Source organism: Arcticibacter eurypsychrophilus (genome assembly GCF_001730525.1).
Classification (GTDB): domain Bacteria; phylum Bacteroidota; class Bacteroidia; order Sphingobacteriales; family Sphingobacteriaceae; genus Arcticibacter; species Arcticibacter eurypsychrophilus.
The window spans coordinates 36,546-62,333 of record NZ_MDFN01000026.1; the positions used below are offsets into that span (position 1 = coordinate 36,546).

At 38.8% G+C, this 25,788-nt stretch carries 21 protein-coding genes; 14 read left to right on the forward strand and 7 right to left on the reverse strand.

The annotated features are described in order from the left end of the window. The first annotated feature begins 5 nt into the window (after nt 1–5). From BFL47_RS14305 to BFL47_RS14360, 12 genes are all read left to right on the forward strand, one after another. Nucleotides 6–824, forward strand: coding sequence for a ferritin-like domain-containing protein (locus BFL47_RS14305; RefSeq protein ID WP_069660481.1), 819 nt, complete (start codon nt 6–8; stop codon nt 822–824). A gap of 178 nt (nt 825–1,002) precedes the next feature. Next, nucleotides 1,003–1,857: an ATP-grasp fold amidoligase family protein gene (locus tag BFL47_RS14310; RefSeq protein ID WP_069660482.1), complete on the forward strand. Its 855-nt coding sequence runs from the start codon at nt 1,003–1,005 to the stop codon at nt 1,855–1,857. A gap of 273 nt (nt 1,858–2,130) precedes the next feature. Next, on the forward strand, nt 2,131–3,162 hold the full coding sequence (gene mgrA, locus BFL47_RS14315) for an L-glyceraldehyde 3-phosphate reductase (RefSeq protein ID WP_069660483.1): 1,032 nt from the start codon (nt 2,131–2,133) through the stop codon (nt 3,160–3,162). A 427-nt stretch (nt 3,163–3,589) separates the two neighbouring features. Beyond that, nucleotides 3,590–4,933: a DUF6600 domain-containing protein gene (locus BFL47_RS14320; RefSeq protein WP_069660484.1), complete on the forward strand. Its 1,344-nt coding sequence runs from the start codon at nt 3,590–3,592 to the stop codon at nt 4,931–4,933. Nucleotides 4,934–5,468: 535 nt separating this feature from the next. After that, on the forward strand, nt 5,469–5,822 hold the full coding sequence (locus BFL47_RS14325) for a hypothetical protein (RefSeq protein WP_139125826.1): 354 nt from the start codon (nt 5,469–5,471) through the stop codon (nt 5,820–5,822). 92 nt (nt 5,823–5,914) lie between these two features. After that, nucleotides 5,915–6,448, forward strand: a complete 534-nt coding sequence (locus BFL47_RS14330; RefSeq protein ID WP_069660486.1) for a ferritin — start codon at nt 5,915–5,917, stop codon at nt 6,446–6,448. A 158-nt stretch (nt 6,449–6,606) separates the two neighbouring features. Beyond that, a complete protein-coding gene (locus BFL47_RS14335; RefSeq protein ID WP_083257197.1) occupies nt 6,607–7,242 on the forward strand; it encodes a DUF3291 domain-containing protein in 636 nt (211 codons plus the stop codon). Between the two features lie 73 nt (nt 7,243–7,315). Further along, on the forward strand, nt 7,316–7,510 hold the full coding sequence (locus tag BFL47_RS14340) for a hypothetical protein (protein WP_083257200.1): 195 nt from the start codon (nt 7,316–7,318) through the stop codon (nt 7,508–7,510). A 300-nt stretch (nt 7,511–7,810) separates the two neighbouring features. Continuing rightward, complete coding sequence (gene lepA, locus BFL47_RS14345) at nt 7,811–9,598, forward strand: translation elongation factor 4 (RefSeq protein WP_069660489.1); 1,788 nt, start codon at nt 7,811–7,813, stop codon at nt 9,596–9,598. A 36-nt stretch (nt 9,599–9,634) separates the two neighbouring features. After that, nucleotides 9,635–10,516, forward strand: a complete 882-nt coding sequence (locus BFL47_RS14350) for a bifunctional 5,10-methylenetetrahydrofolate dehydrogenase/5,10-methenyltetrahydrofolate cyclohydrolase (RefSeq protein ID WP_069660490.1) — start codon at nt 9,635–9,637, stop codon at nt 10,514–10,516. 380 nt (nt 10,517–10,896) lie between these two features. Further along, the gene (locus tag BFL47_RS14355; protein WP_069660491.1) at nt 10,897–11,520 is read left to right on the forward strand and encodes a 7-carboxy-7-deazaguanine synthase QueE; all 624 of its coding nucleotides are present in this window, start codon (nt 10,897–10,899) and stop codon (nt 11,518–11,520) included. 175 nt (nt 11,521–11,695) lie between these two features. Next, nucleotides 11,696–13,606, forward strand: coding sequence for an OmpA family protein (locus BFL47_RS14360; protein ID WP_069660492.1), 1,911 nt, complete (start codon nt 11,696–11,698; stop codon nt 13,604–13,606). A 407-nt stretch (nt 13,607–14,013) separates the two neighbouring features. On the opposite strand, the gene alaS is transcribed toward BFL47_RS14360, so the two are convergent. Next, nucleotides 14,014–16,647, reverse strand: a complete 2,634-nt coding sequence (gene alaS, locus BFL47_RS14365) for an alanine--tRNA ligase (protein ID WP_069660493.1) — start codon at nt 16,645–16,647, stop codon at nt 14,014–14,016. 111 nt (nt 16,648–16,758) lie between these two features. On the opposite strand from alaS, the gene BFL47_RS14370 reads away from it, so the two are divergent. Together BFL47_RS14370 and BFL47_RS14375 are read left to right on the forward strand one after the other, a co-directional pair. Continuing rightward, nucleotides 16,759–17,094, forward strand: a complete 336-nt coding sequence (locus BFL47_RS14370) for a MerR family transcriptional regulator (protein ID WP_016194627.1) — start codon at nt 16,759–16,761, stop codon at nt 17,092–17,094. A gap of 35 nt (nt 17,095–17,129) precedes the next feature. After that, entirely contained in the window at nt 17,130–18,014 is an 885-nt protein-coding gene (locus tag BFL47_RS14375) for a diacylglycerol/lipid kinase family protein (protein ID WP_069660494.1), read from the forward strand. A 3-nt stretch (nt 18,015–18,017) separates the two neighbouring features. On the opposite strand, the gene BFL47_RS14380 is transcribed toward BFL47_RS14375, so the two are convergent. The 6 genes from BFL47_RS14380 to BFL47_RS14405 all read right to left on the reverse strand — a co-directional run bounded on the left by BFL47_RS14380 (nt 18,018) and on the right by BFL47_RS14405 (nt 25,754). Next, the gene (locus tag BFL47_RS14380; RefSeq protein ID WP_069660495.1) at nt 18,018–18,620 is read right to left on the reverse strand and encodes a DUF4142 domain-containing protein; all 603 of its coding nucleotides are present in this window, start codon (nt 18,618–18,620) and stop codon (nt 18,018–18,020) included. Between the two features lie 232 nt (nt 18,621–18,852). Then, on the reverse strand, nt 18,853–19,869 hold the full coding sequence (locus BFL47_RS14385; RefSeq protein WP_069660496.1) for a Gfo/Idh/MocA family oxidoreductase: 1,017 nt from the start codon (nt 19,867–19,869) through the stop codon (nt 18,853–18,855). A gap of 23 nt (nt 19,870–19,892) precedes the next feature. Then, nucleotides 19,893–21,536: an AsmA family protein gene (locus BFL47_RS14390; protein ID WP_139125827.1), complete on the reverse strand. Its 1,644-nt coding sequence runs from the start codon at nt 21,534–21,536 to the stop codon at nt 19,893–19,895. Nucleotides 21,537–21,580: 44 nt separating this feature from the next. Further along, nucleotides 21,581–22,426, reverse strand: coding sequence for a transglutaminase-like domain-containing protein (locus BFL47_RS14395; protein ID WP_069660498.1), 846 nt, complete (start codon nt 22,424–22,426; stop codon nt 21,581–21,583). Then, nucleotides 22,423–23,178, reverse strand: coding sequence for a peptidase (locus BFL47_RS14400; protein ID WP_069660499.1), 756 nt, complete (start codon nt 23,176–23,178; stop codon nt 22,423–22,425). Before BFL47_RS14400 ends, BFL47_RS14395 begins: the two co-directional genes overlap by 4 nt. An 8-nt stretch (nt 23,179–23,186) precedes the next feature. Then, nucleotides 23,187–25,754 (reverse strand): phosphoenolpyruvate carboxylase, encoded by a 2,568-nt coding sequence (locus BFL47_RS14405; protein ID WP_069660500.1) that lies wholly within the window; start codon nt 25,752–25,754, stop codon nt 23,187–23,189. Nucleotides 25,755–25,788: the final 34 nt, after the last annotated feature.

Sequence of the window (25,788 nt, forward strand, 5' to 3'; positions counted from 1 at the left end):
CCATTATGAACATTCAAAATATTATTGATGAAATTGAAAAGGTTGATGCAAACATTTATGATCGTATCAGTCCGAGAAGAAAAGCAATGAAAAACTTCTTCAATATTGGCTCTAAGGTTGCTTTGTCGGCAGTACCGCTGGCATTGGGTTCTATGTTTAATAAGGCATACGGACAGACTACTGGTACTATAGTTGATGTACTTCAGTTTGCCTTAACACTGGAATATCTGGAGTCTGATTTTTACGACACTGGGTTAAAAAGTGCAGGATTAATTCCTTCTGGTGCACCAATGGGCGCCATTACTACAATCTGTCAGCATGAAAAAGCGCATGTGAAGTTCTTGCAGGATACGATCACTTCTTTAGGCACAACACCAGTTACTAAACCTTCTTTTGATTTTACGGCTAAGGGAACATTTCCGACTGTTTTTAGTAATTATGATACCTTTTTAGCGGTAGCTCAGGCTTTTGAAGACACTGGTGTACGGGCTTATAAAGGCCAGGCTGGAAATTTGAAAGGTAATGCTGGTGTGTTAACAGCTGCTTTGAATATTCATTCTGTGGAAGCCAGACATGCTTCTCATATCAGGCAGATGCGCAAAGCTCAAGGAGCTGATGTTAAACCATGGATTACGCTTAACAATTCAGGTATAGGCGCGGTTGTCAATAACGTGTATGCCGGTGAAGAAACTACTATGCAGGCTATGCTAGAAATAACAAATATTAACGGTCAGGCTATTTCTGCAAATGCCGCTTCAGAAGCGTTTGATGAGCCACTAACCAAAGATCAGGTACTTCAAATTGTTACTCCTTTTTTAGCGTAATTTTTTAGTTTTGAGGTTAAGTTGCCGCTCTTCGTTAGAGCGGCAATTATTATATTCAGATTACAAAAACAATTGAAGCGTTTAAATGTCTGAGTTTTATAATAAGTTATTGAATTTATAAATTTTATAATAAATCTGCATTTGCCTCAATATCTACCAATACATAGTTTCAATTAGTATGTTTAAACCTATCAAAAAATACTTGAGCAATCTTGGAGAAGTACCTAAAAGAATTCAACATCGCCACCATATATTTTGGAGTGACACTAATGCTGAGCGGATTAGGAACACGCCTATGCGCGCTCAGGACTCCATGGAAAAATGGAAAGATGTACCATACTGGCAGCGGAAATTAAGTAATAAGTATAATGCAAGAGAGTTCGCCATAAAACATGGCTGCAAAGTAGCTGACTTATATTGGAAAGGTTCGGATGTGCAACAGATTAATTTTGAAACCTTGCCCCCATACTATGTGATACGTCCTACTGTTGGTCACTCTTCAAATCTTGTTTTTGTGATGGAGTATGGATTGAATCTCTTTAACGAAAAAAGGTATACAGCAGAAGAGATCAGAAGTATTCTAAGTGCTGAAGTAGCTAAAAATCCTGATTTAGAATTTCTTATTGAAGAGTTTCTGGAAAACGAAGATGGAGAGCACGCTATTTTGGATGACTATAAGCTTCTTTGTTTCAATGGTAAAATAGCTAGTTGCCATGCGATTAAGAGGTTTAGTCCCAGTAAAGGACAAGGTAATTTCTATGATGAGCACTGGAACAAAATGGAAGCCCTGCATCTTAAATACCCAGTGGTAGATGGACAAAAACCACCAAAATGTTGGGATGAAATTATTTCTCAGGCTAAGATATTAAGCAAAGCATATGGTATTTTTGTACGTTTAGACTTCTATGCTTCTTCTAAGGGAGCGGTATTTGGCGAGTTTACACCTACTCCGGGAATGGGAAGACACTTTAGTAGCTACGGAAAAAAGCTAATGATTAGTTATTGGGATACGTATTGTAAGGGATTAGTTTAAAATTCAATAAAACAAAAATGCTATATTTATTTGTAAAGTAGACCCGTGTGGAAGCGGCTAATAAGCTTTTAGTGCAAACGGATCTGCACACGATGGAAGTGATTGTTAGTTCTGAATATAATGATTCAAAGGCCTTTAAGAAAAAACATGGTTATGCCTCCTTCAGAATACAGAGAAAAGTTTAATGCGAATCAATAAAGAGACGAACCTTTTAAGTTAAAATGACAAAACTTTTCGTCAATTTGCATCTTAATATATTAAAAGTTTTATTTTATGGAATGGACACCTTCTCCAGATCGCTATGACAAAATGATTTACAATCATTGCGGAAAAAGCGGTTTAAAATTACCTGCCCTCTCTTTGGGTTTATGGCATAACTTCGGCGAAGACGCTGATCATAGAAACAAAAAAGCGATATGCAGACAGGCTTTTGATCTTGGGATTACTCATTTTGATCTTGCTAATAATTACGGGCCACCTCCAGGAAGTGCAGAAACAGCATTTGGGCGTATTTTAAAGGAAGATTTTTCTAATCTTCGTGATGAACTGGTTATTTCTTCGAAAGCAGGCTATGGTATGTGGCCTGGTCCTTATGGGGAATGGGGAAGTCGCAAATATCTTATTTCCAGTTGCGATCAGAGCCTTAAAAGGATGGGTCTGGATTATGTAGATATATTCTACTCGCATCGTTTCGATCCCAATACCCCACTTGAAGAAACTATGACGGCTCTTGATCATATCGTACGGTCGGGACGTGCCTTATATGTTGGCATCTCTTCATATAATTCTCAACGTACGCTTGAGGCCATTTCTATTTTAAAGGACTTGAAAACACCTTTCATCATTCATCAGCCAAGTTACTCTATGCTGAACCGTTGGATTGAAGAGGATGGTTTGGTGGATACTCTGGAAGACGCAGGAATCGGATCGATAGTTTTTTCTCCTTTAGCTCAGGGAATGCTGACAGATAAGTATTTAAAGGAAGTACCTGAAGGTAGCAGAGTGACTCAAAATTCATCTCTGAAGCCCGAGTTTCTAAATGAGAAAAACTTGAATAATATCAGGTCACTGAATGCAATTGCTGCACAACGGGGTCAGACTTTAGCGCAAATGGCTATTGCCTGGGTACTAAGAAATGGGCGCATTACTTCGGCGCTGATTGGTGCAAGTCGTCCGGAGCAAGTAGTAGATTGTGTAAAAGCTATTGACAATATGAGCTTTACTCCTGATGAACTAGCACAAATTGATCAGTATGCAGTAGATGCGTCTATAAATTTATGGGCAAAATCTGCTGAACTGGCTTAATTTATAAAGCTCCGTGTTAGGTTATTTTCCTGACAGGGCGCTTTAAATACATTTATTTTTGCTTTTTCAATATCTCTTTTTGTTGCAAGTTATTATAAAACAGTTCGATATCCTATTACAAGGTTAAACTTGAATTGCATACTGATCTTAATTTCAAATCCGTTATTTTCCTCATATATTATTATCGGAGTAAACTAAACTTGCTTATTACTGTTGAATGCCACAACTATGTTTTCCCAATACCCAATTAAAAGATTAAAATCAAATTGCTTCTTCGCGCTTATTAAATAGTATATATCCCATTTACCTTGTAACCTAATGCTGTTTTCTTTCGTCTTGTATGTAACACACGTAACAAATTAGTTAAAAGGAAACTGGGAATAAACCTTTATACTCAATTCCTCTCTAATCATTTAAACACACACAGATGAAAGATTTAAAACGCTTATTAATGCTAGGATTACTAATTACAGTAATCGGCAGCACGAAAGGTACAGCAGGCATGGTGTCACAGCCCGGTGCCCGTGTATCTTTCCAAACTTTTTATGACGAACTCTATCCTTATGGAGAATGGGTTAATTACGAAGACTACGGCCAGGTTTGGGTACCGGATGTAGAGGAAGATTTTCAACCTTACGGAACAAGAGGCCAATGGGTTGTCACTGAGTATGGAAATACATGGGTATCTGATTATGACTGGGGTTGGGCTCCCTTTCATTATGGACGCTGGATATTTGACGATTATTATGGCTGGTTATGGATTCCAGGATCTGAATGGGGACCGGCATGGGTAAACTGGCGCTCTGGTGGAGGATACTATGGATGGGCTCCCTTGAGTCCTGGTCTTTTGATCGACATCAATATCAATATTCCATTATCTCGCTGGATCTTTGTGCCACAACTTTATATTACCAATCGTTCGGTTTACAATTATTGTTTACCAAGACATAGATATTCAGGTATCTATGGAAGAACAACCGTAATTAATAATATATACGTCAACAATAACCATCGTTATTTTTCAGGTCCCGACCGTAGAGAAATGGAACGGGTTACAAGGCGTAGAGTAGATGTACATCAGGTATATGGCTCTAACAGACCGGGAAGAGCAGTTGCCGACAGAGGTTCATTACGCATTTATCGTCCGGAAGTGACCGGTAGAAACAATTCGAACCGATACGAAGATAACCGGAATGGTCGTCCAACTAATGATAGAGACAATCGGGATGGCAGGAATACCCGTCCTGGCACTATTACCGGTAGGACCCCCAGTACAGTCAACAGGAATGGCAACAACACGGATGCCACTCCAAGAGGTCAAAATGGAAATTCCACTAATCGCTGGGAAAACCGACCATTGAGAACTGACAGAACCGATGCTCCAAATAATACATCCGATAGGGTTACACGCAGTCCTCAGACAAGCAGACCAGCTGAAACGAATACCTCTAATAAAAATTCTAATGGAGTCACACGAGCCCCTCAGACGAGCAGACCAGCTGAAACGAATACTCCAAGGGAAATTCCAGATAGAGTTACACGGACACCACAACGTACACCTTCTGCAGAAACTCCTCCGCAAAGGCAGGTAGAGCAACAAAGAAGGACTCAAACTCAAGAAGGTCAACCACAGGAAAGACCTGGTCAGGCAACGCCTCAGGTAAACCGACCTGCTGAGAGAGTTCAAAGTCCCGAAAGATCTAATGACAGCCGAGGCTCTTCTTCCAATAGCAGACCTACCAGAAGTGGAAGCAGGTCCACAAGGGATTAGTGGTTTAATTGAAACAAGATATTGGCTGCTATGAGCTTGCAGAAAGCTAGTAATCAATATTTTATATCCTCAACATGCCCATGATCATATGCTGGTATTTTGAGGATATTTTTTTAAAAAATTGATTTCTATTTGAAAATTAGTAATTTGTTTAACTAATTTAATCTGTAGACCGATGATTTATAGGCATGATACATTTATTTAATGATTTTTATACATGCTCTTAAAAACAGCTTCTTTTTCCTCTTTCATAAAAGTTTAGCAAAATAAAGCCAAAGCAAAGCTTCTCTCAAAAGCATTGAGTATAATGTATCTTTGTTGATATTGTCTAGCTTCAAAAGCGTGATATCCCATTTAAAGCCACGAAACATTCAATTAAAACTATCTGATAAAAGAAGGTAAGACGTAAATGCCTCATCATTTAAAACCACAAAACATTCAATTAAAACTTTTATTTAGAATAATTACAAAAAAGCGCTATTATTATTTGGATCAATTATAAACTAATAGTAAGTTTGTGTTAATGTATACAGGAATGCAAGCCAAAATTAATACTCATCTTATTGAGATTTTCAAAACTGAATTTGGATCTATCTATCAATGTGATCAAACCAATCATTTCATATTGGAATATGCTGGGCGGTTTACTGCATTCAAACCTACTAATTTCATTGATTTCACTAAACGCGTGTTTGCAATAAATCTTCATGATATGGCATCAAACACTGCGCGACATGCTGATATCGCTATTTTAATGCCTTTGTACACGGAAACCTGTTTCCTATTAACGATGAGTGATACAATCCGCTTACAGCGCATTCTGGGAGGAGCAAAAACTATCCTTCATCTTAATACTCTTCTTAAAACCAGTCAGCTGCAATTTGCTTGACAGGGATTTGGACTTACCCCAAATAACAAATACCAACCCACTTTTAAAACATTTTCTTTTTATTTTGTATATTAGATAAAAAGTATACGACTATGAAAGACCTTCTTAGATTAAGAACTTCTCTTACAGAAGAAATAGAAACCTTACTTAACGAGCAAATCAAAGTGGAAGCATATTCCTCTTCTTTATATCTTGCCATGTCTTCATGGTGCGACCGGAATGGTTATGATAACAGCGCAGGTTATCTGGAAAAACAATCAGGAGAAGAAAGAGAGCACATGCTTAAATTGTTTCGATACGTAAATGATCTTGGAGGAAGTGCAGTTTCTCCCGAAGTTATAAATATCCCTCAGGAATTTGATTCCTTTAAAGGAGTATTTGAAATGGCACTTCAACAGGAGATTCAGGTAACTTCAAATTTTAACCGAATTGCGGACAGATGTCAGAAGGCGAATGATTATGTCACCTTCCAGTTTCTACAATGGTTCCTTAAAGAACAAGTGGAAGAGGAATATGTTGCACGTAGAATTCTTGAGTTATTCGAAGTTATTGGTGAAGAAGGAACCGGCCGATGGGAAATAGACAAACATATTCCTAAAGTTAGTTTTGGTATCTCTGGTGAATAAATTTATTTAATTAGAATTATGATATTAAAAAGGGCTTTACGGCCCTTTTTTTATGCCTATTTTTATACCAAATCTTAAGATTTATTTAAAACCTGATGATTGTCTCTCTTACTATAATCCGATACCCCCGTCGATATATTCCCTTTGCTTTTTTAGCCATGGCTATACACCGGCTTCCAATGTCTTTAAATAAAAAATGCACCTTCTATCGGTTAATGGGCTCTGGTCGCAATGGAACGTTTGATCTTTCTCCTGATTTGCAGCAATGGGCACTTTTAGCAGTTTGGAAAAACCAGGAAGACTTTGATGCCTTTTATTCTAAATCCTTTATAAGTCGCTGGTGGACCAATTTCACTCAGGAGAAATGGACGGTATTATGTGAACCGCTCATCAGTCATGGCACCTGGGATAACCAAACACCTTTTGGAAAAGATTTCAATCAAACTACTTACAATGGTCCAATCGCCGTGTTAACACGCGCCACTATACGACTTTCTAAATTGAAAGGATTTTGGTCCAATGTAGATCCTGTAGCTCAGCTCATGCTTAAAGCAAAAGGGTATATTACTTCTTTTGGTATTGGAGAAGCGCCAGTTTATAAACAAGCCACATTTTCGGTATGGCAATCTGCGGAAGACGTTAAAGCATTTGCTTATGGATCTGCAGAGCATAGAGAAGTAATCAAAAAGACAAGAGAGGAAAACTGGTATAGTGAAGAGCTTTTTGCGAGGTTTAAAATCATCAAAAGCATGGGTGCATTATCCGGGAAAGATCCTTTGGAGAACATCATCTAAATATACATATCTTTGATTTATGCGAGTAGTTGCTGAGTTACCCAGACCGGATTGTAAGATTACCATTTTTTCAATGAACAGTAAATTCATCATTAAATTTGAGAAAGGAAATCTGGAGCAAACCTATAAATTAGCTGAAATAGATTTATTGAATGGCTTAAACGGAGTCTTTGAACTGTTGGATGAAGAGTTCATTTCTACCGTAGTAAGCAGGTTTGAAAGGATGAATGATGACTTTTCAAACACATGGCATCGATATGAAACCTAGTAAATAGCATTAAACTAATCATTTACCTATCTTAATATAAAACATTATATTATAGTAGATTAATTCACAAATCAGAATTTAATTTGGCCATTGTAGCTCTAAACTCACTCTATTTTATACCTACATGAAGTGATGATTGATTTAATATAATACAATATGTTCATTAACATTAAGTTACAAATAAAACAAAATATAATTTCGCAGCGCTAATTCTTATAATTAGGCCCTTTTACGAGTTTATACGCCTTTCTGTCACATCTGACGAAAATGTAACATCAATCAATTATCTTTGCACTACGAATGAAGAATATCCGTAATTTTTGCATCATTGCACATATCGATCATGGCAAGAGTACTTTGGCCGATCGGTTATTAGAATATACTAATACCATCAGCAAGCGTGACGCGCAGGCTCAATTGCTTGACAATATGGATCTGGAACGTGAACGAGGAATCACGATAAAGAGCCATGCCATACAAATGAACTATAGCCTTAATGGCGAAGACTACATATTTAACCTGATTGATACACCGGGACACGTCGACTTTTCATATGAAGTTTCCCGTTCTATCGCTGCATGCGAAGGCGCCTTATTAATAGTAGACGCTTCTCAGGGAATTCAGGCTCAAACTATCTCTAATCTTTATCTGGCTCTGGAGCATGACCTGGAAATTATTCCCATCTTAAATAAAATGGATCTTCCGGGAGCAATGCCTGAAGAAGTGAAAGATCAGATCATCGAACTTATAGGTTGCAAGAGAGAGGACATCATACCGGCTTCGGGTAAAACCGGACTAGGCGTTCATGAAATACTGGAAGCGATTGTAAGCCGCGTTCCTGCTCCTAAAGGAAATGAAACAGGTGCGTTGCAAGCATTAATATTTGACTCTGTATTTAACTCTTTCCGTGGTATCATTGCCTATTTCAAGGTTGTGCATGGAGAAATTAGAAAGGGTGATAAAGTTAAATTCATTGCTACAGGCAAGGAATATATTGCAGATGAGGTTGGAATTTTGAAACTCAATCAGGAACCAAGGGATGTAGTAAGGACAGGTGATGTAGGATATATCATCTCTGGAATCAAAGAAGCCCGTGAAGTTAAAGTGGGTGATACGATCACTAAGGTTGATCGTCCCTCTACTGATGCCATTCAAGGTTTTGAAGAAGTAAAACCCATGGTATTTGCAGGAATATATCCAGTGGATACTGACGACTTTGAAGAGTTGCGCGAAAGCATGCACAAGCTTCAGCTAAATGATGCCTCTATTGTATTTGAACCTGAATCATCTGCCGCTTTAGGGTTTGGTTTCCGTTGCGGATTTCTTGGCATGCTCCATATGGAGATCATTCAGGAAAGACTGGAACGGGAATTCGACATGACTGTAATTACGACAGTCCCCAACGTATCCTATATTGCGCATACCACCCGTCAGGAAGTAGTTCACGTTAATAATCCTTCGGATCTTCCCGATCCAAGTAAGATAGATTCTGTTGAAGAGCCTTATATAAAAGCGAACATCATTACAAAATCAGAATTCGTTGGTCCGATCATGTCCCTTTGCATTCAAAAAAGAGGAATCATCATCAATCAATCTTACCTAACCTCAGATCGTGTGGAGTTGATCTTTGAACTTCCGATGGGAGAAATTGTATTTGACTTCTACGACCGACTGAAAACTATTTCCAAAGGATATGCCTCATTTGACTACCATCAGATTGGTTACCGAAAGTCAGACCTGGTTCGATTGGATATCCGCTTAAACAGTGAGCCTGTTGATGCTTTATCCTCATTGATTCACCGGGCAAATTCATATGACTTCGGAAAGCGCATCTGCGAAAAACTGAGAGAGCTTATCCCAAGACAACAGTTTGAGATTATTATACAGGCGTCAATTGGTGCTAAAGTAATTGCCCGTGAAACAGTAAAGGCACTACGAAAAGATGTTACTGCTAAATGTTATGGTGGTGATATTTCACGTAAGCGTAAGCTGCTTGAGAAACAGAAAAAGGGTAAGAAGCGAATGCGCCAGGTTGGAAATGTAGAGATTCCTCAATCCGCATTTATGGCCGTACTTAAATTAGACTAGATCATATTAAATTCAGCACATTTCTATAATTGAACCATGCAGTTATTAGACGGTAAATTCGTATCCGAAAAACTTAAAGAAGAAATAACAGCTGAGGCTGCCGGAGTATTGGCAATCCTTGGCAGGAAACCCCATCTTGTTGCCATTTTAGTGGGTCATGATGGTGGAAGTGAAACTTACGTTGCCAGTAAGATGAGGAACTGTGAGAAGGTTGGATTTAAATCCTCCCTCTACCGTTACGATAATTCCGTAACTGAATCTGAACTATTAGCTAAGATTAAAGAAATCAATAAGGACGAAGAAGTAGATGGACTGATTGTTCAGTTACCATTACCTAAACATATTGACCCTGAAAAAGTTACAGAAGCAATTGATTTTAGAAAAGATGTTGATGGTTTCCATCCCGTTAACCTGGGAAGAATGATGCGAAACCTTCCTTGCTTTGTTCCGGCGACTCCTTATGGCATTCTGATGATGCTCGAAGAATATAAAATAGAGACATCAGGAAAACATTGTGTGGTAGTTGGCAGAAGTAACATAGTAGGCAGTCCCATTAGTATCCTCATGGCCCGAAATGATTACCCGGGCAATTGTACAGTAACGCTAACACATAGTCGCACCAAAGACCTGAAAGATGTTGTCCGGTCTGCAGATATTATTATTGCAGCAATTGGCAAAAAGAACTTCATTACGGAAGACATGGTCAAACCAGGAGCTGTAGTTATTGATGTAGGTATTAACACAGAGGTATCAACTAAGACTAAATCGGGATTTAAGTTATATGGTGATGTAGACTTTGAAAATGTAGCACCTAAAACATCCTGGATTTCACCTGTACCAGGGGGAGTTGGATTAATGACGATTGTTGGTTTATTGAAAAATACATTAGCCTCTGCTAAAAAAGAGATCTATCCTTAATTTATTTTAGAAGCAGGGATACTTGGAAAACTTCTATTACCTCTAATGGATTTGGGTTGATTGAGCTTGGAAGACTAATAATAAGTTACGTTCCCTTTGTTTGATTGAGCTTAAGAAACCAAAAACAAGGTAACGTATTCTAACTTTCCGCTGGTTTGATTAAGTGTAACAAAACAACAATATAGTATACTATTATATAGTTCAGCCAATTTGATTAAGCAAAATCACTTCAATCAACTTATAAATAGATGAATATCTAAGTTATCCTGAATATCTAAATAAGGTCTACTTTACTAGGATCGCCATTACTAAAATAATAATGACATTTCACTGCCTATATCTTTTATTTCAATAAGTACATTTGCAGCCTTAACAATAAAATGATTCAAAAAGTACCGGAAGACGGAACCTTACTCCCATTAATGGAGGAGTTTTACACCATACAGGGCGAAGGTTACCATAGTGGAAAAGCAGCCTATTTTATTAGGCTTGGAGGTTGTGATGTAGGTTGCCATTGGTGCGACGTCAAAGAAAGCTGGGATGCATCAATTCATCCCCTTACCCCAGTAGATCAAATTGTAGCCAATGCGAAAAAGTACCCCGGAAAGACCGTAGTGATTACAGGTGGGGAACCCTTAATGTATAATCTTGATTATCTGACCTCTGAACTTCAGAACAAAGGCATTAAAACCTTTGTGGAGACGTCAGGTGCTTACCCTTTATCAGGCTTCTGGGACTGGATTTGTTTATCTCCAAAGAAATTCAAATCACCTGATTCTTCTATTTACCCACATGCCGGAGAACTTAAAGTAATCGTGTTTAACAAAAGCGATTTTGCCTGGGCGGAAACTCATGCGGACCTGGTTTCAGAAGGCTGCAAGCTTTATCTACAGCCCGAGTGGTCTAAGTCGAAGGAAATCATCCCTTTGATTATTGATTACGTGAAAGAAAACCCAAGATGGGAGATTTCTCTGCAAACCCACAAATTCCTGAACATTCCTTAGTGGGAAATGATCCTTCAAAAGGTGTAGCTTCCCATTCTACAGGTACTGTCTGGTAATTTTAAAGCATCATTCCGGCTAATGAAAATCAGCCCTACAGCTACTGCCAGGATATGAGAACATATGAAATTAATTCTTCATTAACTATATGTAAAATAACTCTCCTATATTAGGTGAAATGTTCTATTCGCATCAGCTTTTATTAACAGGATTCTTCGTCTTATATAGCCTGACGATAGATGCGCAGCAACCAGAAATCACACAAGTTCGTTCCGCTAAGCAAGCCTATGAGCAGGCAGGCTCGCATATTCGTAAAAAACAATACAGCAATGCGATTACGCTGCTGCAAAAAGCAGTACAGGAAGATCCTCACTTCGCATCAGCTTACCAGCAATTAGGTGATATATACCGGCTTACTGAAGCCTATACAGAGGCTAAGGCAAGCTATGAATCAGTGCTTAAGATAGACCCGAACTTTAATTCGTTAACCTTTTATGGCCTTGCTATTAGCAATTTCTACAGCGGCAACTACGCCGAAGCATTGCCTTGGTTTACTAAATATGCCCAATCGCCCAAACTGACAGACAAAAGCAAATTACAAATAGAGAAATATATTCAGGACTGCAGGTACGGGATGAATGCAGTCCGCAAGCCCGTTCCTTTTGATCCCATCAATCTGGGTGCTAGTATCAACACCCCTAACCAAGAGTATTTTCCCAGCATTACTGCCGATAATGAACAAATTATATTTACCAGGCGAACCAAAAACAATGAGGATTTTTATGAAAGTGAAAAGACTTCAGAAGGGTGGAAACCTGCTACCTCGTTAAGCTCCAATATCAATACAGAGTCCTACAATGAAGGTGCTCAATGCATCTCTCCTGATGGTGTTTACTTATTTTTTACTGCTTGCAACCGGCCCGACGGACAAGGAAGCTGCGATATATACCTCAGCAAAAAGAATGGTAAAGACTGGAGTGTTACCTATAATCCCGGTTCACCATTAAATACAGAGTCCTGGGAATCGCAACCTGCACTTAACGCAGATGGCAAAAGGCTCTACTTTGTAAGCAACAGAAAAGGAGGCTATGGAGGTAATGACATTTGGTGTGCAGAACTCAAACCTGACGGAGAGTGGTCTGAACCCAAAAACCTGGGTCCAAATATCAATACCCCTTATGATGAGCATTCACCATATATACATCCCGACAATAAAACCCTCTATTTTTCATCCGAAGGTTGGCCTGGATTAGGGAAGCAGGACATATTTATGAGCGTACAGGAAGATAGCGGACAATGGAAGCAACCCACAAATCTGGGATACCCCATCAATACAGCCAAAGAACAAAGTGGGTTTATGGTAAGCACTGATGGAAATACAGCCTACTACTCCTCAGATATTAAAGGTGGTTATGGCGGTATGGATATCTATTCATTCAAATTGAATGATGCATTCAAACCTAAAAAAGTAACCTACGTAAAGGGTAGCATCACTGATTTTGATACCCAAAAGGCATTATCTGCACAGGTTACGATAGTCGATCTTAAAACTGGAAAGCCAGCATTTGAAGATGACGAAGACAATAATGGAAAATTCCTGGCCACCTTACCTCAGGATTCTAAATATGCACTGACTATATTCAAAAAAGGATATATGGTATACTCTGAAAATTTAGCATTGGAAACTCAGAATGATCGAGCACCTTTTATTCTAGATGTAAAACTGAAACCTATTAAGGTACAGGAAGAAGCCACATTAAAGAACATATTCTTTGACACCGATAAGTATAGCTTACTGCCGGAATCCAAATCTGACCTAGCTATATTGATTCGTTTTCTAAATGAAAATGCAACAGTGAGCATTGAAATAAATGGTCACACCGATAACGTCGGTACCGATAAAATTAACTTATTACTTTCAGAAAATCGCGCTAAAGAAGTTTATAACTATTTGATCAGTAACAAAATAAATTCATCCAGATTAAGCTATAAAGGATATGGAAAAAGCAGCCCTATAGCAGATAACCTTACAGAAACAGGCAGACAATTAAACCGGAGAACCGCGTTTATTATTAAATCAATTAATTGATATTAGCTATTGTTAATTTTTCTCTGGCAGTAAACCAAAGATAACATCCCATAGACTGAACTAATCCAAACCTTCTTTCAGATCGATATAACTGACCTATCTATACTTGGACGAATACCATTGTTTGAGACTCTTGCCGTAAACGAAGATTTCACCTTGATCTGCTACATGGTCCATGTCAGAAGGTATTTTAAGGAAGCGAAAAATAACGATCAAAAACGGGCAGTATACGCATTGAATGTGTTTGTTCAGCTCCATGATATAGTTTCAAATTATCTTGAGCAACCTGTTCCTTTTATAAAATCAAAATCTTTCTTAAAAACAGGATAGAATAAAAAAACCCTCAAAATATAAGCCATACAGCTATTTAATTTTGAGGATTCGAAAATATACTTAATTATAAAACTTTAAACTTTACTAATCAGCTCCTTTGCCTGTAAGATTGCTTTATCTAAACCCGAACTGTCCTTACCACCGGCAGTTGCGTAAAAAGGTTGACCACCGCCTCCACCCTGAATATTTTTAGCTAATTCACGAACAATGTTACCTGCATTCAAACCCCTGGTATTTACCAAATTATCTGAAATGATGACTGTTAGACCAGGTTTACCAGCTTCTTCCGAAGCAAGAACAAGGAATAAGTCCTCCACTATCTCCTTTAAGGAAAAGGCAAGGTTTTTTACCGCATCAGGATGAGCAAAGTCAATACGCTGTGCAATAAAATTAATCCCATTAATATTTTCAGCTTTGGCCGCTAACTCATCTTTCAGGTTCGCTACACGTTCAAATACACTTTTCTCGATCTCCTTTTTTAAGAGGGAGTTTTCCTCCAACAAAGATTCGATTGACCTGGAAAGATCTTTTGGGTTTTTTAATAGTGCCTTGATCTGGTTCAAAAGATGAGTCTGGTCAATAAAGTACTGCTCTGCCCGCAGACCTGTTATTGCTTCAATTCTTCTCACACCAGCAGCAACAGCACTCTCCGAAACTATTTTAAAATAACCTATTTCACCAGTTGCCTGAACATGCAGGCCTCCGCAAAGTTCCTTTGAATAGGCATCATCAAAAGTTATAATCCGTACAAATTCACCGTATTTCTCGCCAAATAAGGCCGTTACGCCTCTTTTAACAGCATCCTGAATAGGAACATTTCGTTCTTCTTTCAGAAAAATATTTTCCCTGATCTTTTGGTTGACTATTGCCTCAACCTGCGCCAACTCCTCATCCGTAACCTTTGCAAAGTGCGAAAAGTCAAACCGCAAAGTATCTGCATTAACCAGCGAGCCTTTTTGTTGTACATGCGTACCCAGCACTTGGCGCAAAGCCGCCTGCAAAAGATGTGTAGCCGAATGATTACTCTTGATAGAAGTCCTCCTATCGGCATCTACAACCGCAGTAAAGCCCCCTTCCAGGTTTAATGAAGAAGGAAGTTCATCCGTAAAATGGATAAATAACGCATTTTCCTTCTTGGTATCTGTAATCAGGATCTGCTGTCCGTCTTCAGCAACTAATACGCCTGTATCACCCACCTGTCCGCCACTCTCTGCATAAAACGGTGTTCGGTCTAAAACCAGCTGAAACTGTTCTTTTCCCTTTGCTGAAATCTTTCTATACTTCAAAATCCAAGCAGGTGAGTTTGCCTGGTCATACCCTAAAAACTCATTTGAATCACCCTGGTTAACTATAATCCAATCCGACGTATCAACAACAGTTGCAGCTCTTGAACGAGCCTTCTGAGCTTCTAAGGCCTTAGAAAAACCCTCCATATCAACGGTCATTCCATTTTCACGCGCCATCAGATCAGTCAGGTCAATAGGAAATCCAAAGGTATCGTACAACTCAAAAGCAAAGTTGCCTTCAACTACCTGATCCGTAGAACTATATTTTTCAAAACGCTGTATCCCTGCTGCAAGAGTTCTTAAGAATGAAATCTCCTCTTCCAGAATCACCTTCTGTACAAAATCCTGCTGCGCCTTCAACTCAGGAAACACCCCTTCAAACTGCTCAGCCAAAATAGGTACCAGTTTATTGATAAATGGATCTTTAAATTCTAGGAAGCTATATGCGTACCGCACAGCCCGTCGAAGTATTCTTCTGATCACATATCCAGCTTTCACATTTGAAGGCAACTGACCGTCTGCTATCGCGAATGCAATAGCACGAATATGGTCAGACATCACCCTCATGGCAATATCAGTTTTAGCTAAACTTTCTCCCTGATGATACGGGATACCGCTTTCCTTAGAAATAAACGAAATTAGCGGTTGAAATACATCCGTATCGTAGTTGGATGATTTACCCTGAAGAATCCGTACCAGTCGCTCCAGTCCCATTCCTGTATCCACATGTTGCGCCGGAAGCGTTTGTAGAGAACCGTCTTTGAGCCTGTTAAACTGCATGAATACATTATTCCAAATTTCAATTACCTGTGGATGATCGGCATTTACCAACGTTTTGCCATCTACTGAAGCACGCTCCTCATCAGGACGACAGTCCACATGGATTTCTGAACAAGGTCCGCATGGTCCTGTATCGCCCATTTCCCAAAAATTATCCTTCTTATTACCAAGCAGGATGCGATCTTCTGCAATCCACTTCTTCCAGAAATCGTAAGCTTCCTGATCTTTAGGCAAGCCTTCCTTTTCATCTCCCTGGAATACAGTAACATATATTTGATTTTCGTTTATGCCATACACTTTAGTCAGCAATTCCCAACTCCAGGCAATGGCGTCCTCTTTAAAATAGTCACCAAAACTCCAGTTTCCCAGCATTTCGAACATCGTATGGTGATAGGTATCGATTCCTACTTCTTCCAGGTCATTATGTTTACCCGAAACCCTCAAACAGCGTTGCGTATCAGCCACACGGGGATATTTTACGGCTGCTTCACCAAGAAATATATCTTTAAACTGGTTCATTCCCGCATTGGTAAACATCAATGTAGGGTCGTTCTTTACCACAATTGGCGCAGATGGCACTACCTGATGTCCCTTCCCTGCAAAAAAATCTAAAAATCCATTTCTGATTTCCTTCGTTGTCATCCTATACTTATTTACTTGCAAAGTTAATAGCAGATTTGGATTTTGAAATATCACAATTCATAATTCGGCAAAACTCCTATCAAATATTACTAAATCGTACTACATTTGTATATGCCATACAAAGAGAGAGAAATCACCAAACTCTATTACACCATGGGGGAAGTTACTGAAATGTTTCAGGTTAATGCCTCACAGATAAGATTTTATGAGCGTGAATTTGAAATCCTCCAACCTAAAAAGAACAAAAAAGGCAATAGGTTGTTCTCCCCGGAAGACGTTGAAAATCTTAAAATAATTTTTCACTTAGTGAAAGATAAAGGTTACACCCTGTCTGGCGCAAAGGACCACCTAAAAACAAACAAAACTGAAATTAAAGAGAATCAGAAAGTAATTGATTCCCTGGAAAAGTTAAAGAAGTTTCTGTTAGAGGTTAAGGATCAGTTATAAAAACATCAACGTCGTCGAACATAACGTATCAAGCTGTGAAAGTTTTATTTGTAGTCAATACCAAATCAGGGAGCCGTCTGGAAGATAATCTTAAAACCATTATTCAGTCAGACGCTGAAAATAAAAACTATGAATACCAAATTTACGACCTCCCGGATCCTATTTTAGAAAAAGAAATTCTTAAAAAAATCAATCTCTATAAACCCGATGTACTTGCCGCTGCAGGTGGAGACGGAACGATTAACCTGATTGCCTCATTAATTCACAAGACTCCTTTACCGCTGCTTATAATCCCTACCGGATCAGCAAATGGAATGGCCAGTGAACTTAAAATTGGCAATAAAATAGATTACGCCCTTAGCTTACTCACAGATGGAGTTGAGCAGCATATTGATGTATTGAAAATCAATAATAAAATTTGCATTCACTTAGCCGATGTAGGTTTAAATGCCCGGATTGTGAAGCGCTTTGAGGAAGATCCGGAAAGAGGTATTTGGATTTACGCAAAATACCTTTTCAGAGAGGTCTTCCTAATCAAGAAAAACAAGTTTATCATCACGATAGACGGCAAAAAGATTAAACTTCATGCCGTATCGTTAACCTTTGCCAATGCATCAAAATATGGAACTGGTGCTGTAATTAACCCCATTGGAAAAATTGATGATGGCAAATTTGAACTCGTCGTAGTAAAACCCTTTCCAAGGATTAAGCTTCTATCGATCGCCTGGAAGATGTTTACAAATAACCTCCATACCTCCGAATATGTACAGGTTTACAGTTGCAGCAAATTACACATTCATGCTTCCAAATCAACTACCTTGCAAATTGACGGCGAAATAATAGGAAAAGTAAGAGAAATACAGGCTGAAATAATATCTTCCTGTTTAACTCTCCTTGTACCGCCTCCTGTGGCAGAATAGGTCCTATTTTAAAGGATTAATTTTCATTCCTTCTGTAATGTTATTGGGCTCTACGAATGTTTTTACAACCTTATTTATAGCATTAGCTGAATCAAGATGCATATTTAATATAGGCAGTGTTCGGGAGGCAAAATCTTTCACATCCGAGTCCTCAGTATCTTCTGTTGCCTCTTTAAAATCTCTCACAGCCTTCCGGTGCGATGAAAGAACAACTTTAATAAAATCCTTGTCGAACTGTACTCCTTCTTTGGTTTGCAATTTGTCTACCTCTTTCATACTGCCTGCAGATAATGAAGTGGGCAACGTAAGGCCTTTCTGACTGGCAATCGTCCTTAGTTCTTCTTCAGCATTCGTATGATCATTCATCAGCATAGAAGAAAATGATTTAATTCGTTCATTCCTTGATTTTGCCAATGCCATCTTACTGAGTTCAAACTCCATCATGGAAGAATTAGCTGCTTTATTTAAAAACTTAGTGTCTTTACGGTCCAGTGACGAATTTTGAGCAGTACTATCAGATCCTTCCTGATTGGTTGAGGATGAATTGTTGCTACAGCTTGTGACTATTAAAGCCACAAAAAGAAGTACAGGAGATAGCTTTTTCATGTCAAAATGGATTAATTTACGGGTAACATCTTTAATGTGTTAATTGTTCACACTAATTCATTCTAATATAAAACTCTTATATAAATCTTATCTAATTTAACATGAAAGTATATTAAATCCATGATAAGTCCATGTATTAGTACTAAAACATGGACTTATCATGGACTATTTATAGAGTCATTATAGAAATATATACAATCTGTTACAAAGATAAAATGCAGGGATGTATATTTTATTTAGATTCAAGGATCTGCATTTGCAGAATGATATCATTTTCAGCGATCGGATAAGGAACATCTTTACGGATCGTATTGTAGATTGCATCAAATAAACGGCTGTAATTGCCTTTTAAGGATGGAATGTATTCTACTATAGCTTTACCTGCATCGTTAATAGTGGTCAACTGACCTTCCGCTCCCTCCTTTTCAACCCCATAATCTACCACTGTAGGCGAAGTTCCTGCCAGTAACTGATCTTCCTGAACGTCAGATCGCGATTTGATATATGTACCCTTCGTGCCATGGATCACAAATGCAGGTAAAGGTGCTGCGGTTAGTAGACTCGCTGTACTAAAAACATTCAGACTCCCGGGATACTTAAAATGAAAATTAACATAGTCATCTACCTGTGAACCTTTTCTAAAAACCCCTGTAGACTTTTGGAATGATTCCGGTTTACCCAGCAAACTAATCACCTGGTCTACCAAATGGGGGCCAAGGTCGTACGTTAAGCCACTTGCCGGCAAAGGCAATTCCTTGAACGACTTTTTACTAATCTCACTTCTATATCGGTCATAACGAAAATGGATCTCGATCAGGGTACCTAGTTTACCGCTTTCCAATACTGATTTTACGGAGTTAAAATCCGAATCCCATCTTCTGTTTTGGTATACCAGCACCTTTAATCCCTTTGACCGGCCCAATTCGAACAGTTCCATTGCTTGTTCTGAACTGGCAGCGAAAGGTTTTTCCACCAAAATATGTTTCCCTGCCTCCAATGCCTTTTTGGCGAATTCGTAATGGGTGTTATTGGGAGTATTGACAATAATTAACTCTATTTTATGATCAGCAAGCAGCTCCTCAATGGTATCGTAGCTGATTACATCAGGATAGACCTCCTTCACTTTCTTGGTTGTCCTTTCAGTAACGCCCCGTAACTGAAAGTGTGTATTTGAATGGATAAAAGGAGCGTGAAATACCTTTCCCGACATGCCATACGACATGATTCCTGTAATGATTGGTTGGCTCATTTTTTTAATTTATTTAAATTCAATTATAATCCAGCAGACTCCTTGACTCCTGCAAAAATCGTTTTCCAGATTAGAGCAAAAAACGATTTTTCAGGTGGCTTTTTGTAATAAGCATCCACTGGTTCGGCTTTTTTGCCTTTCTTCGGATTCTCCCGTTTAATTTTAAAGTTATTTGCTATAAAGGTAATCAAACCACGCTTTTTGAACTTACCATTGTTGTCTTTTTTTAACACATCCACTTTAAGATCAGAATAAGTTACTAATATTTTCCCTCTTCCCTCCACATTATTTGCACTTATATCTACCGTTAGATGAGTGATATTAGCTTGCTTGATCTCAACGGCTGCTAATCCGATGGTGGCCTTATTCAGCTTGAGGCCCGACATAGGGCCCATATCTGCAAAAACTGTAAATACACCCTCTTTCTGGCGTTTGAGATTAAAACGAAAACTGGTCTTTAATTTACCTTCATTCATAAAACGTGTGGTGGCATCTATCTTAAGTAGCTCATCTTTCTTAATCCAGGACGGAATATTGGTGACGTTTGTCAGGGTGGCAGCGGTGTTGACAAAGTCGATTTGTCCGGTTTTCATCGTCTCCGGACTTCGTTCAATAAAGGTAATATCAAAGTTAGTAGCATCAATTTTTTTAACCCCAATAGGCAGGTCTGATTTAAATAATTGCTGATGCGGATAATTGCCTAGCTTACTTTTATTACTCGGAATGGTACGATCGCTATACACTTCGATCTTGCCTTTAGAGAGGAAGGCATGGTCGATATACATCCCTTCATCGGCAAGCAATGCCCACCAGTTTATATTTTCTAAAACGACGTGCTGAATTAAGATATCAAACCGGTCTTTCCTGGACTTTAGCACTTTAGGATAGTTGGCCTTATTAACCCGGGGTTCCATCCTGAGCGACTGAATCTGCACCTCATTTTTTGCAGCCAGGATGGTGATACTGTCCAGCTTAAAATTGTACAGACTATCGGCAGTTTTATGTTTAAAATCCTTTAAAGATAGGGTAGCGTCTTTAGCATATAAAAACCGTGAAGTATCAGATTGAGTATTGGAATCGATGAGAATATCTTTCAAGCTGACGTTTAAATCTTTGAAGCTGGTTTGCACTTTGGATGCCACATGATGATAAATAAATTCCACATGTTTGAGATCAAGTGAATTCAATGCAAAGCTCCCAATTTCCTTGTGAACCACATCATAAACGCTGGTTTCCTTTTTAGGGCGTTCATAATCAAGCTGATGATGGTATACGTGTACAACCGGTTTTTCTATTAAAAGAATGTTCAAATGGATATCCTTTTTCCGGATTAGGTCTTCCGGACTTATTCCATCTAGTGCAAGGGAATTTAGATGAATGTTAAATACATCCGCAGGAGCTTGTTTGGCCACCCTGAGCTTCACGTAGACAAGTGAATCATATTTGAGGCTCACATTGCTCAAAATCACCTTAGAACCGACGATATCGGCATTTATTTTTTCTATATCCAGCCTATAGAGGCCTTTGGAGGCATCATGTACAAGCTTTTGCAGTTTTCCTTTTATCTGGGGTTCAAAATCATCCAGTTTTCTGAACTTTAAATATAAAAGAGAGGCAAACACCATCGTGATGAGTGCCACTCCTATAAAGGTTATATATCTTTTCATTTCACAACGAACAGATTAGACTACTTATAATTTAATACTATTTTTTAGAGATAAGACAGGCCCTTCAGATCAGCCTTATCGTATTGAAAGGAAACAAAATTTTCATCTGCTATTTCACATCCTACTTGAATAGAGTTAAATATTACATCGCCAAATATGCTGGCAATAGCAGTATCTGCAGCATCTCTTCCTGTAGCAATTTTAACCAGACCATTTAACGGACATAATTTAGTCGCATCAAAAATGATCCATTTCCCCCCTAAGTAAGCTTCAAAGCAGGCATGAAAATCTGGAGGGCTGAGTTTGTAAGAGTATCCGGTGAAATACCTGGCGGGAATAGTTAGCGCCCTGCATAAGGCGATCCCTAAGTGTGCAAAGTCACGGCATACCCCAGCCTGTTCCGTTACGGTATCATAAGCAGAGGTCTGCGAGTTAGTGGATCCACTTAAATATTCCACATTGTAATAAATCCAGTCGGTAAGTGCCAAAACCTTGTTAAAAGCACCATCAATATAGCCGAACATGTTGTTTGCCAAGCGATAGAGTTTATCAGACTGGCAATACCTGCTTGGGTTTAAATAAGATAGCACCAGGGCATCCATATCTTTTACTTGTACTTCATAGAGTTCCGATGCTGGTATTGAAGCAGTTACATTTTCTACGAGGGCTTCGTATTTAATACGAACAGGGGAAGGTTTGTCAATTTCGACCCTGATAAACCTATTCTCAGCATTAGCTGATACTAATTCCTGTGACTTAAAATAAGGTTCAACTTGATGAAGCTCTTCCAGTACGGTTTGATCTGGAGTTTTGAGTGCATGAATGTTTAGGATTAATGTTCCCGGGGAGTTGAACTGATAGGCTAATTGGGACGATACCTTAAACTTCATAGATCGATTTTCTCCTGACAATCTTTAGTTGCATTTAGTTTTTCAAAGGCGGGTTCCATCCAGTCTTCAGGAATCCGGTGGAGTGCTGCTTTTAATTCATCAGCCCACTGTGCTGTAATATGCTCAAGGTCTTTCTTTTCATACCGGTATTCGGTAATAGCGAAACTATCTTTATTATAAAGCACCACATCTATCGGGAAATCCACATCATTTGTACTCATTCTAGTCGAGTCAAAAGAAAGAAAACCTCCTTTTAAAGCTTCTCTCATGGACGATTGATCATTTAATGTTCTGTTTAAGATAGGCTTTCCGGGACCTGAATTGCCAATTATTACAAAGGGAGAGCCCTGATCGAGCTCTACCCAGTTTCCTTCGGCATATAATAAAAAGAGTTTATGCTCTTCATCGTCTTTTAACTGACCACCTATAATAGTCGTTAAGTTGAATTTAAAACCTGCCTTCTCGAGCGGAACTTTATCCTCTTCAGAAACGCGTCGTACCTGTTGCCCGAAGGCATTCACCGCTTTGTATAACTTGTTGAACTCCGCTCCTTCTTCTACAAGTTCGCGGAAATAGATAATCGCTTTATCCCGAACAGACCTCAGTCCGCTAGTCATAATAAAAATTGAATGTTTCTCTTTTTGATCCACATACAATTTTTTTTTAACCGTAGTATCTGTACCAGACGTAATACGTGTATCGGCAATAGCTACCAAACCTTCCCTTACCTTTATTGCCAAACAATATGTCATAGTTGCCTTTAAGCCAGATTCCTTCCTGCGTTTACGATACCATAAACCGTGCGGATGATTAATTTATTGAATATTTTAACTTTCGCTTCATCATCCTTGTGCAGCTCCAATTGTTGTAGCGCATAATGCTGAATAATTACTAAAGGAAGCACAATTCGTTCCCTTAATGCTATAGAGCGACGTTCTACCGGGTATTGTTCCATTAAAACAGTGGTTCCGGTGAGTTCCATGATTAACGACGTGGTTAAATCATATTCATTCTTTAGTTTTTTCCAAAAAGTGCCGTATACTTTATCATTGGCAAGGAAAGCAGTAATGTTGAAATTAACTTTAGACATCGACATATTGCAATTGTCCATCATCGTTTTAAACTGGCCTGATGTTTCATATAAACGCTTAACATCCTCCCAAACACCGTCTTCTTTGGCTTTTTTAAGTGCAGATCCCACACCATAGAACCCTGGAATCATTTGTTTAAGCTGACTCCATGATGTTACAAAGCTGATCGCTCTTAAATCTTCAAGTTTTAGTTCACCCGCTGATTCCCTTTTTATAGGGCGACTGCTGATATTAATATGCGCAAGTAATTTGAGGGGACTAAATTGTTCCAGGTAACGCAGGAACAGCGGATCTTCCCTCAGGGCAACAAATGTTTTATGACTCGTTTCAGCCATGTTGTCCATCAATGTCTTTTGCGCAGGAGATAGTTTATTCTTATCCCCGGTATCCAATGCAGACACGATACCCGCGTTCACCATTTGCTCTATATTGAAATAAGCGGTATCAAATGAGCCATATTGACTACTGATTGTTTGTCCTTGAATGGTAAGTTGAATATGCTCGTGGGCAATTTCACTACCCATAGTGGCATAAAAACGGTGTGTTTTGCCACCACCACGTGCGGGAGGTCCACCACGGCCATCAAAGAAAGCCAGCTTAATGCCATGCTCAAGGGCAATAGTAGTTAACTCAATCTTTGCTTTGTAGATAGACCAGTTAGCCATGAGATATCCCCCATCCTTAGTACTATCGGAGAAGCCAAGCATAATCGTTTGCTTATTGCCTCTTTTAGCTAAATGTTCTTTATAATATTTATTCGTGTACAGACTTTCCATTACTGAACCTGCCAGAGATAAGTCCTCAACAGTTTCAAACAGGGGAACAAAATCAACGCTCAGGTTGTCCTTTTGCCATCCACTCCACAAAAAGAGGTTTATTAACTGCAGAATATCTGTTGCCTCCTGGCAATTACTGATTATAAATCGATGGGATGCTTTTTCTCCACCTGCATATTGCATTTTCTTAATCAGTCTGATCGTTTGAAACGTATCGTCACTCAAAGGAGAAAATCCAGTTGAAGGTCCTTCCTCTTCAGTAAACTGAATAATTTTTAACTTCTCTTCTTCCGCAAGACTATCGTAGTTTTCGGGGTAAGGGTTGTTTATAGTCGCTCTCATTTGTAAATGTGCCTTACGTAATACACGGCTATCCTGACGAATATCCAGTGACGCAAAGTAACAACCAAACAATTTAACTTTATAACTCAGGTCGTCTATCACATCGACAAACAAACCATCATGCACTCTAACCAGAACCTCTTTAATGGAGTTTAAATTAGAAAGGATTTCATCCTGTAAGTCAATAGGTTCTACAGATTTTATGAAACTATTTTCATAAAACAGTTGCTGAAGTCTTTCCATGTACACTTCAACCCCTCTGAAAGTTACTCTGCGTTTCAATACACGAAAGTCCCGGTAGTAACAGCGGAATAAGAATTCCCTAAGTAGTTCAGAAACAGCCTTCGTGCTTTCGCAGGTTACGTTTGGGTTTCCGTCTCTATCGCCACCGGGCCAGAAACCTAGCTCGATTAGTTGATGTGCGTTAAAGATTGGCGTTTCAAACTCATCCTCTACCTTCCTCTGAATACTGGAAACCACTTTATAAAATACATTCTCCAGAAACCAGGCTAAACTAGTCGCTTCATTAACAGGAGTAGGTTTAGATTTATTAAAGAATGGCGTTTTACCCAATTGTTGTAACAACAAGTGGATGCTATTTAATTCATTCGTTTTAAGGGCTACGGTCAGATCGGTAATAATTGCCAATACCCTTCCTGGATAAAATTGAGTTGGATGAGCTGTTAGTACCAGGCGCAAGGAAAATTCTTCCAAAGCTTTCCTGATATCTGCTTTCATCGACGGATTGGAAGATGCCTGCTGAAGTAAAGCAGCCAGCGATTCTATCTCATCTGAACTATGCGTCTTTTGAAATGCAGAATCTTCAATTGCGTCAAACAATACGACCTGCCTTTCAATATATTGAATAAAACGGAATAGCAAATCGTAACGATCTGCCGCTTGAACATATTGCTCATACTGACCAAAGAAGCTTTCAATGATATCTGATGGCGCAATATTCTGCTTTACACTGTCTTCACAATGGGATGTGAAAAATGGTAATAATGTTCCTGTGTGTTTAACACGGTAAAAAGGAAGAGTTAGAAATAAGCTATTGTATAACTCAAATCGCGTGACCACCTCACTAGCAAATATTGCTTCTTTTTGGCTGAGTTTCATTAATTACTTTACTTGTTAGATAACAAAATTAAAA

Excerpts from the sequence above, each read along its gene's own strand:
- BFL47_RS14305 (WP_069660481.1), top strand. The coding sequence starts at position 6 with ATGAACATTCAAAATATTATTGATGAAATTGAAAAGGTTGATGCAAAC.
- BFL47_RS14310 (WP_069660482.1), top strand. The coding sequence starts at position 1,003 with ATGTTTAAACCTATCAAAAAATACTTGAGCAATCTTGGAGAAGTACCT.
- mgrA (WP_069660483.1), top strand. The coding sequence starts at position 2,131 with ATGGAATGGACACCTTCTCCAGATCGCTATGACAAAATGATTTACAAT.
- BFL47_RS14320 (WP_069660484.1), top strand. The coding sequence starts at position 3,590 with ATGAAAGATTTAAAACGCTTATTAATGCTAGGATTACTAATTACAGTA.
- BFL47_RS14325 (WP_139125826.1), top strand. The coding sequence starts at position 5,469 with ATGCAAGCCAAAATTAATACTCATCTTATTGAGATTTTCAAAACTGAA.
- BFL47_RS14330 (WP_069660486.1), top strand. The coding sequence starts at position 5,915 with ATGAAAGACCTTCTTAGATTAAGAACTTCTCTTACAGAAGAAATAGAA.
- BFL47_RS14335 (WP_083257197.1), top strand. The coding sequence starts at position 6,607 with ATGGCTATACACCGGCTTCCAATGTCTTTAAATAAAAAATGCACCTTC.
- BFL47_RS14340 (WP_083257200.1), top strand. The coding sequence starts at position 7,316 with ATGAACAGTAAATTCATCATTAAATTTGAGAAAGGAAATCTGGAGCAA.
- lepA (WP_069660489.1), top strand. The coding sequence starts at position 7,811 with ATGAAGAATATCCGTAATTTTTGCATCATTGCACATATCGATCATGGC.
- BFL47_RS14350 (WP_069660490.1), top strand. The coding sequence starts at position 9,635 with ATGCAGTTATTAGACGGTAAATTCGTATCCGAAAAACTTAAAGAAGAA.
- BFL47_RS14355 (WP_069660491.1), top strand. The coding sequence starts at position 10,897 with ATGATTCAAAAAGTACCGGAAGACGGAACCTTACTCCCATTAATGGAG.
- BFL47_RS14360 (WP_069660492.1), top strand. The coding sequence starts at position 11,696 with ATGTTCTATTCGCATCAGCTTTTATTAACAGGATTCTTCGTCTTATAT.
- alaS (WP_069660493.1), bottom strand. The coding sequence starts at position 16,647 with ATGACAACGAAGGAAATCAGAAATGGATTTTTAGATTTTTTTGCAGGG.
- BFL47_RS14370 (WP_016194627.1), top strand. The coding sequence starts at position 16,759 with ATGCCATACAAAGAGAGAGAAATCACCAAACTCTATTACACCATGGGG.
- BFL47_RS14380 (WP_069660495.1), bottom strand. The coding sequence starts at position 18,620 with ATGAAAAAGCTATCTCCTGTACTTCTTTTTGTGGCTTTAATAGTCACA.
- BFL47_RS14385 (WP_069660496.1), bottom strand. The coding sequence starts at position 19,869 with ATGAGCCAACCAATCATTACAGGAATCATGTCGTATGGCATGTCGGGA.
- BFL47_RS14390 (WP_139125827.1), bottom strand. The coding sequence starts at position 21,536 with ATGAAAAGATATATAACCTTTATAGGAGTGGCACTCATCACGATGGTG.
- BFL47_RS14395 (WP_069660498.1), bottom strand. The coding sequence starts at position 22,426 with ATGAAGTTTAAGGTATCGTCCCAATTAGCCTATCAGTTCAACTCCCCG.
- BFL47_RS14400 (WP_069660499.1), bottom strand. The coding sequence starts at position 23,178 with ATGACATATTGTTTGGCAATAAAGGTAAGGGAAGGTTTGGTAGCTATT.
- BFL47_RS14405 (WP_069660500.1), bottom strand. The coding sequence starts at position 25,754 with ATGAAACTCAGCCAAAAAGAAGCAATATTTGCTAGTGAGGTGGTCACG.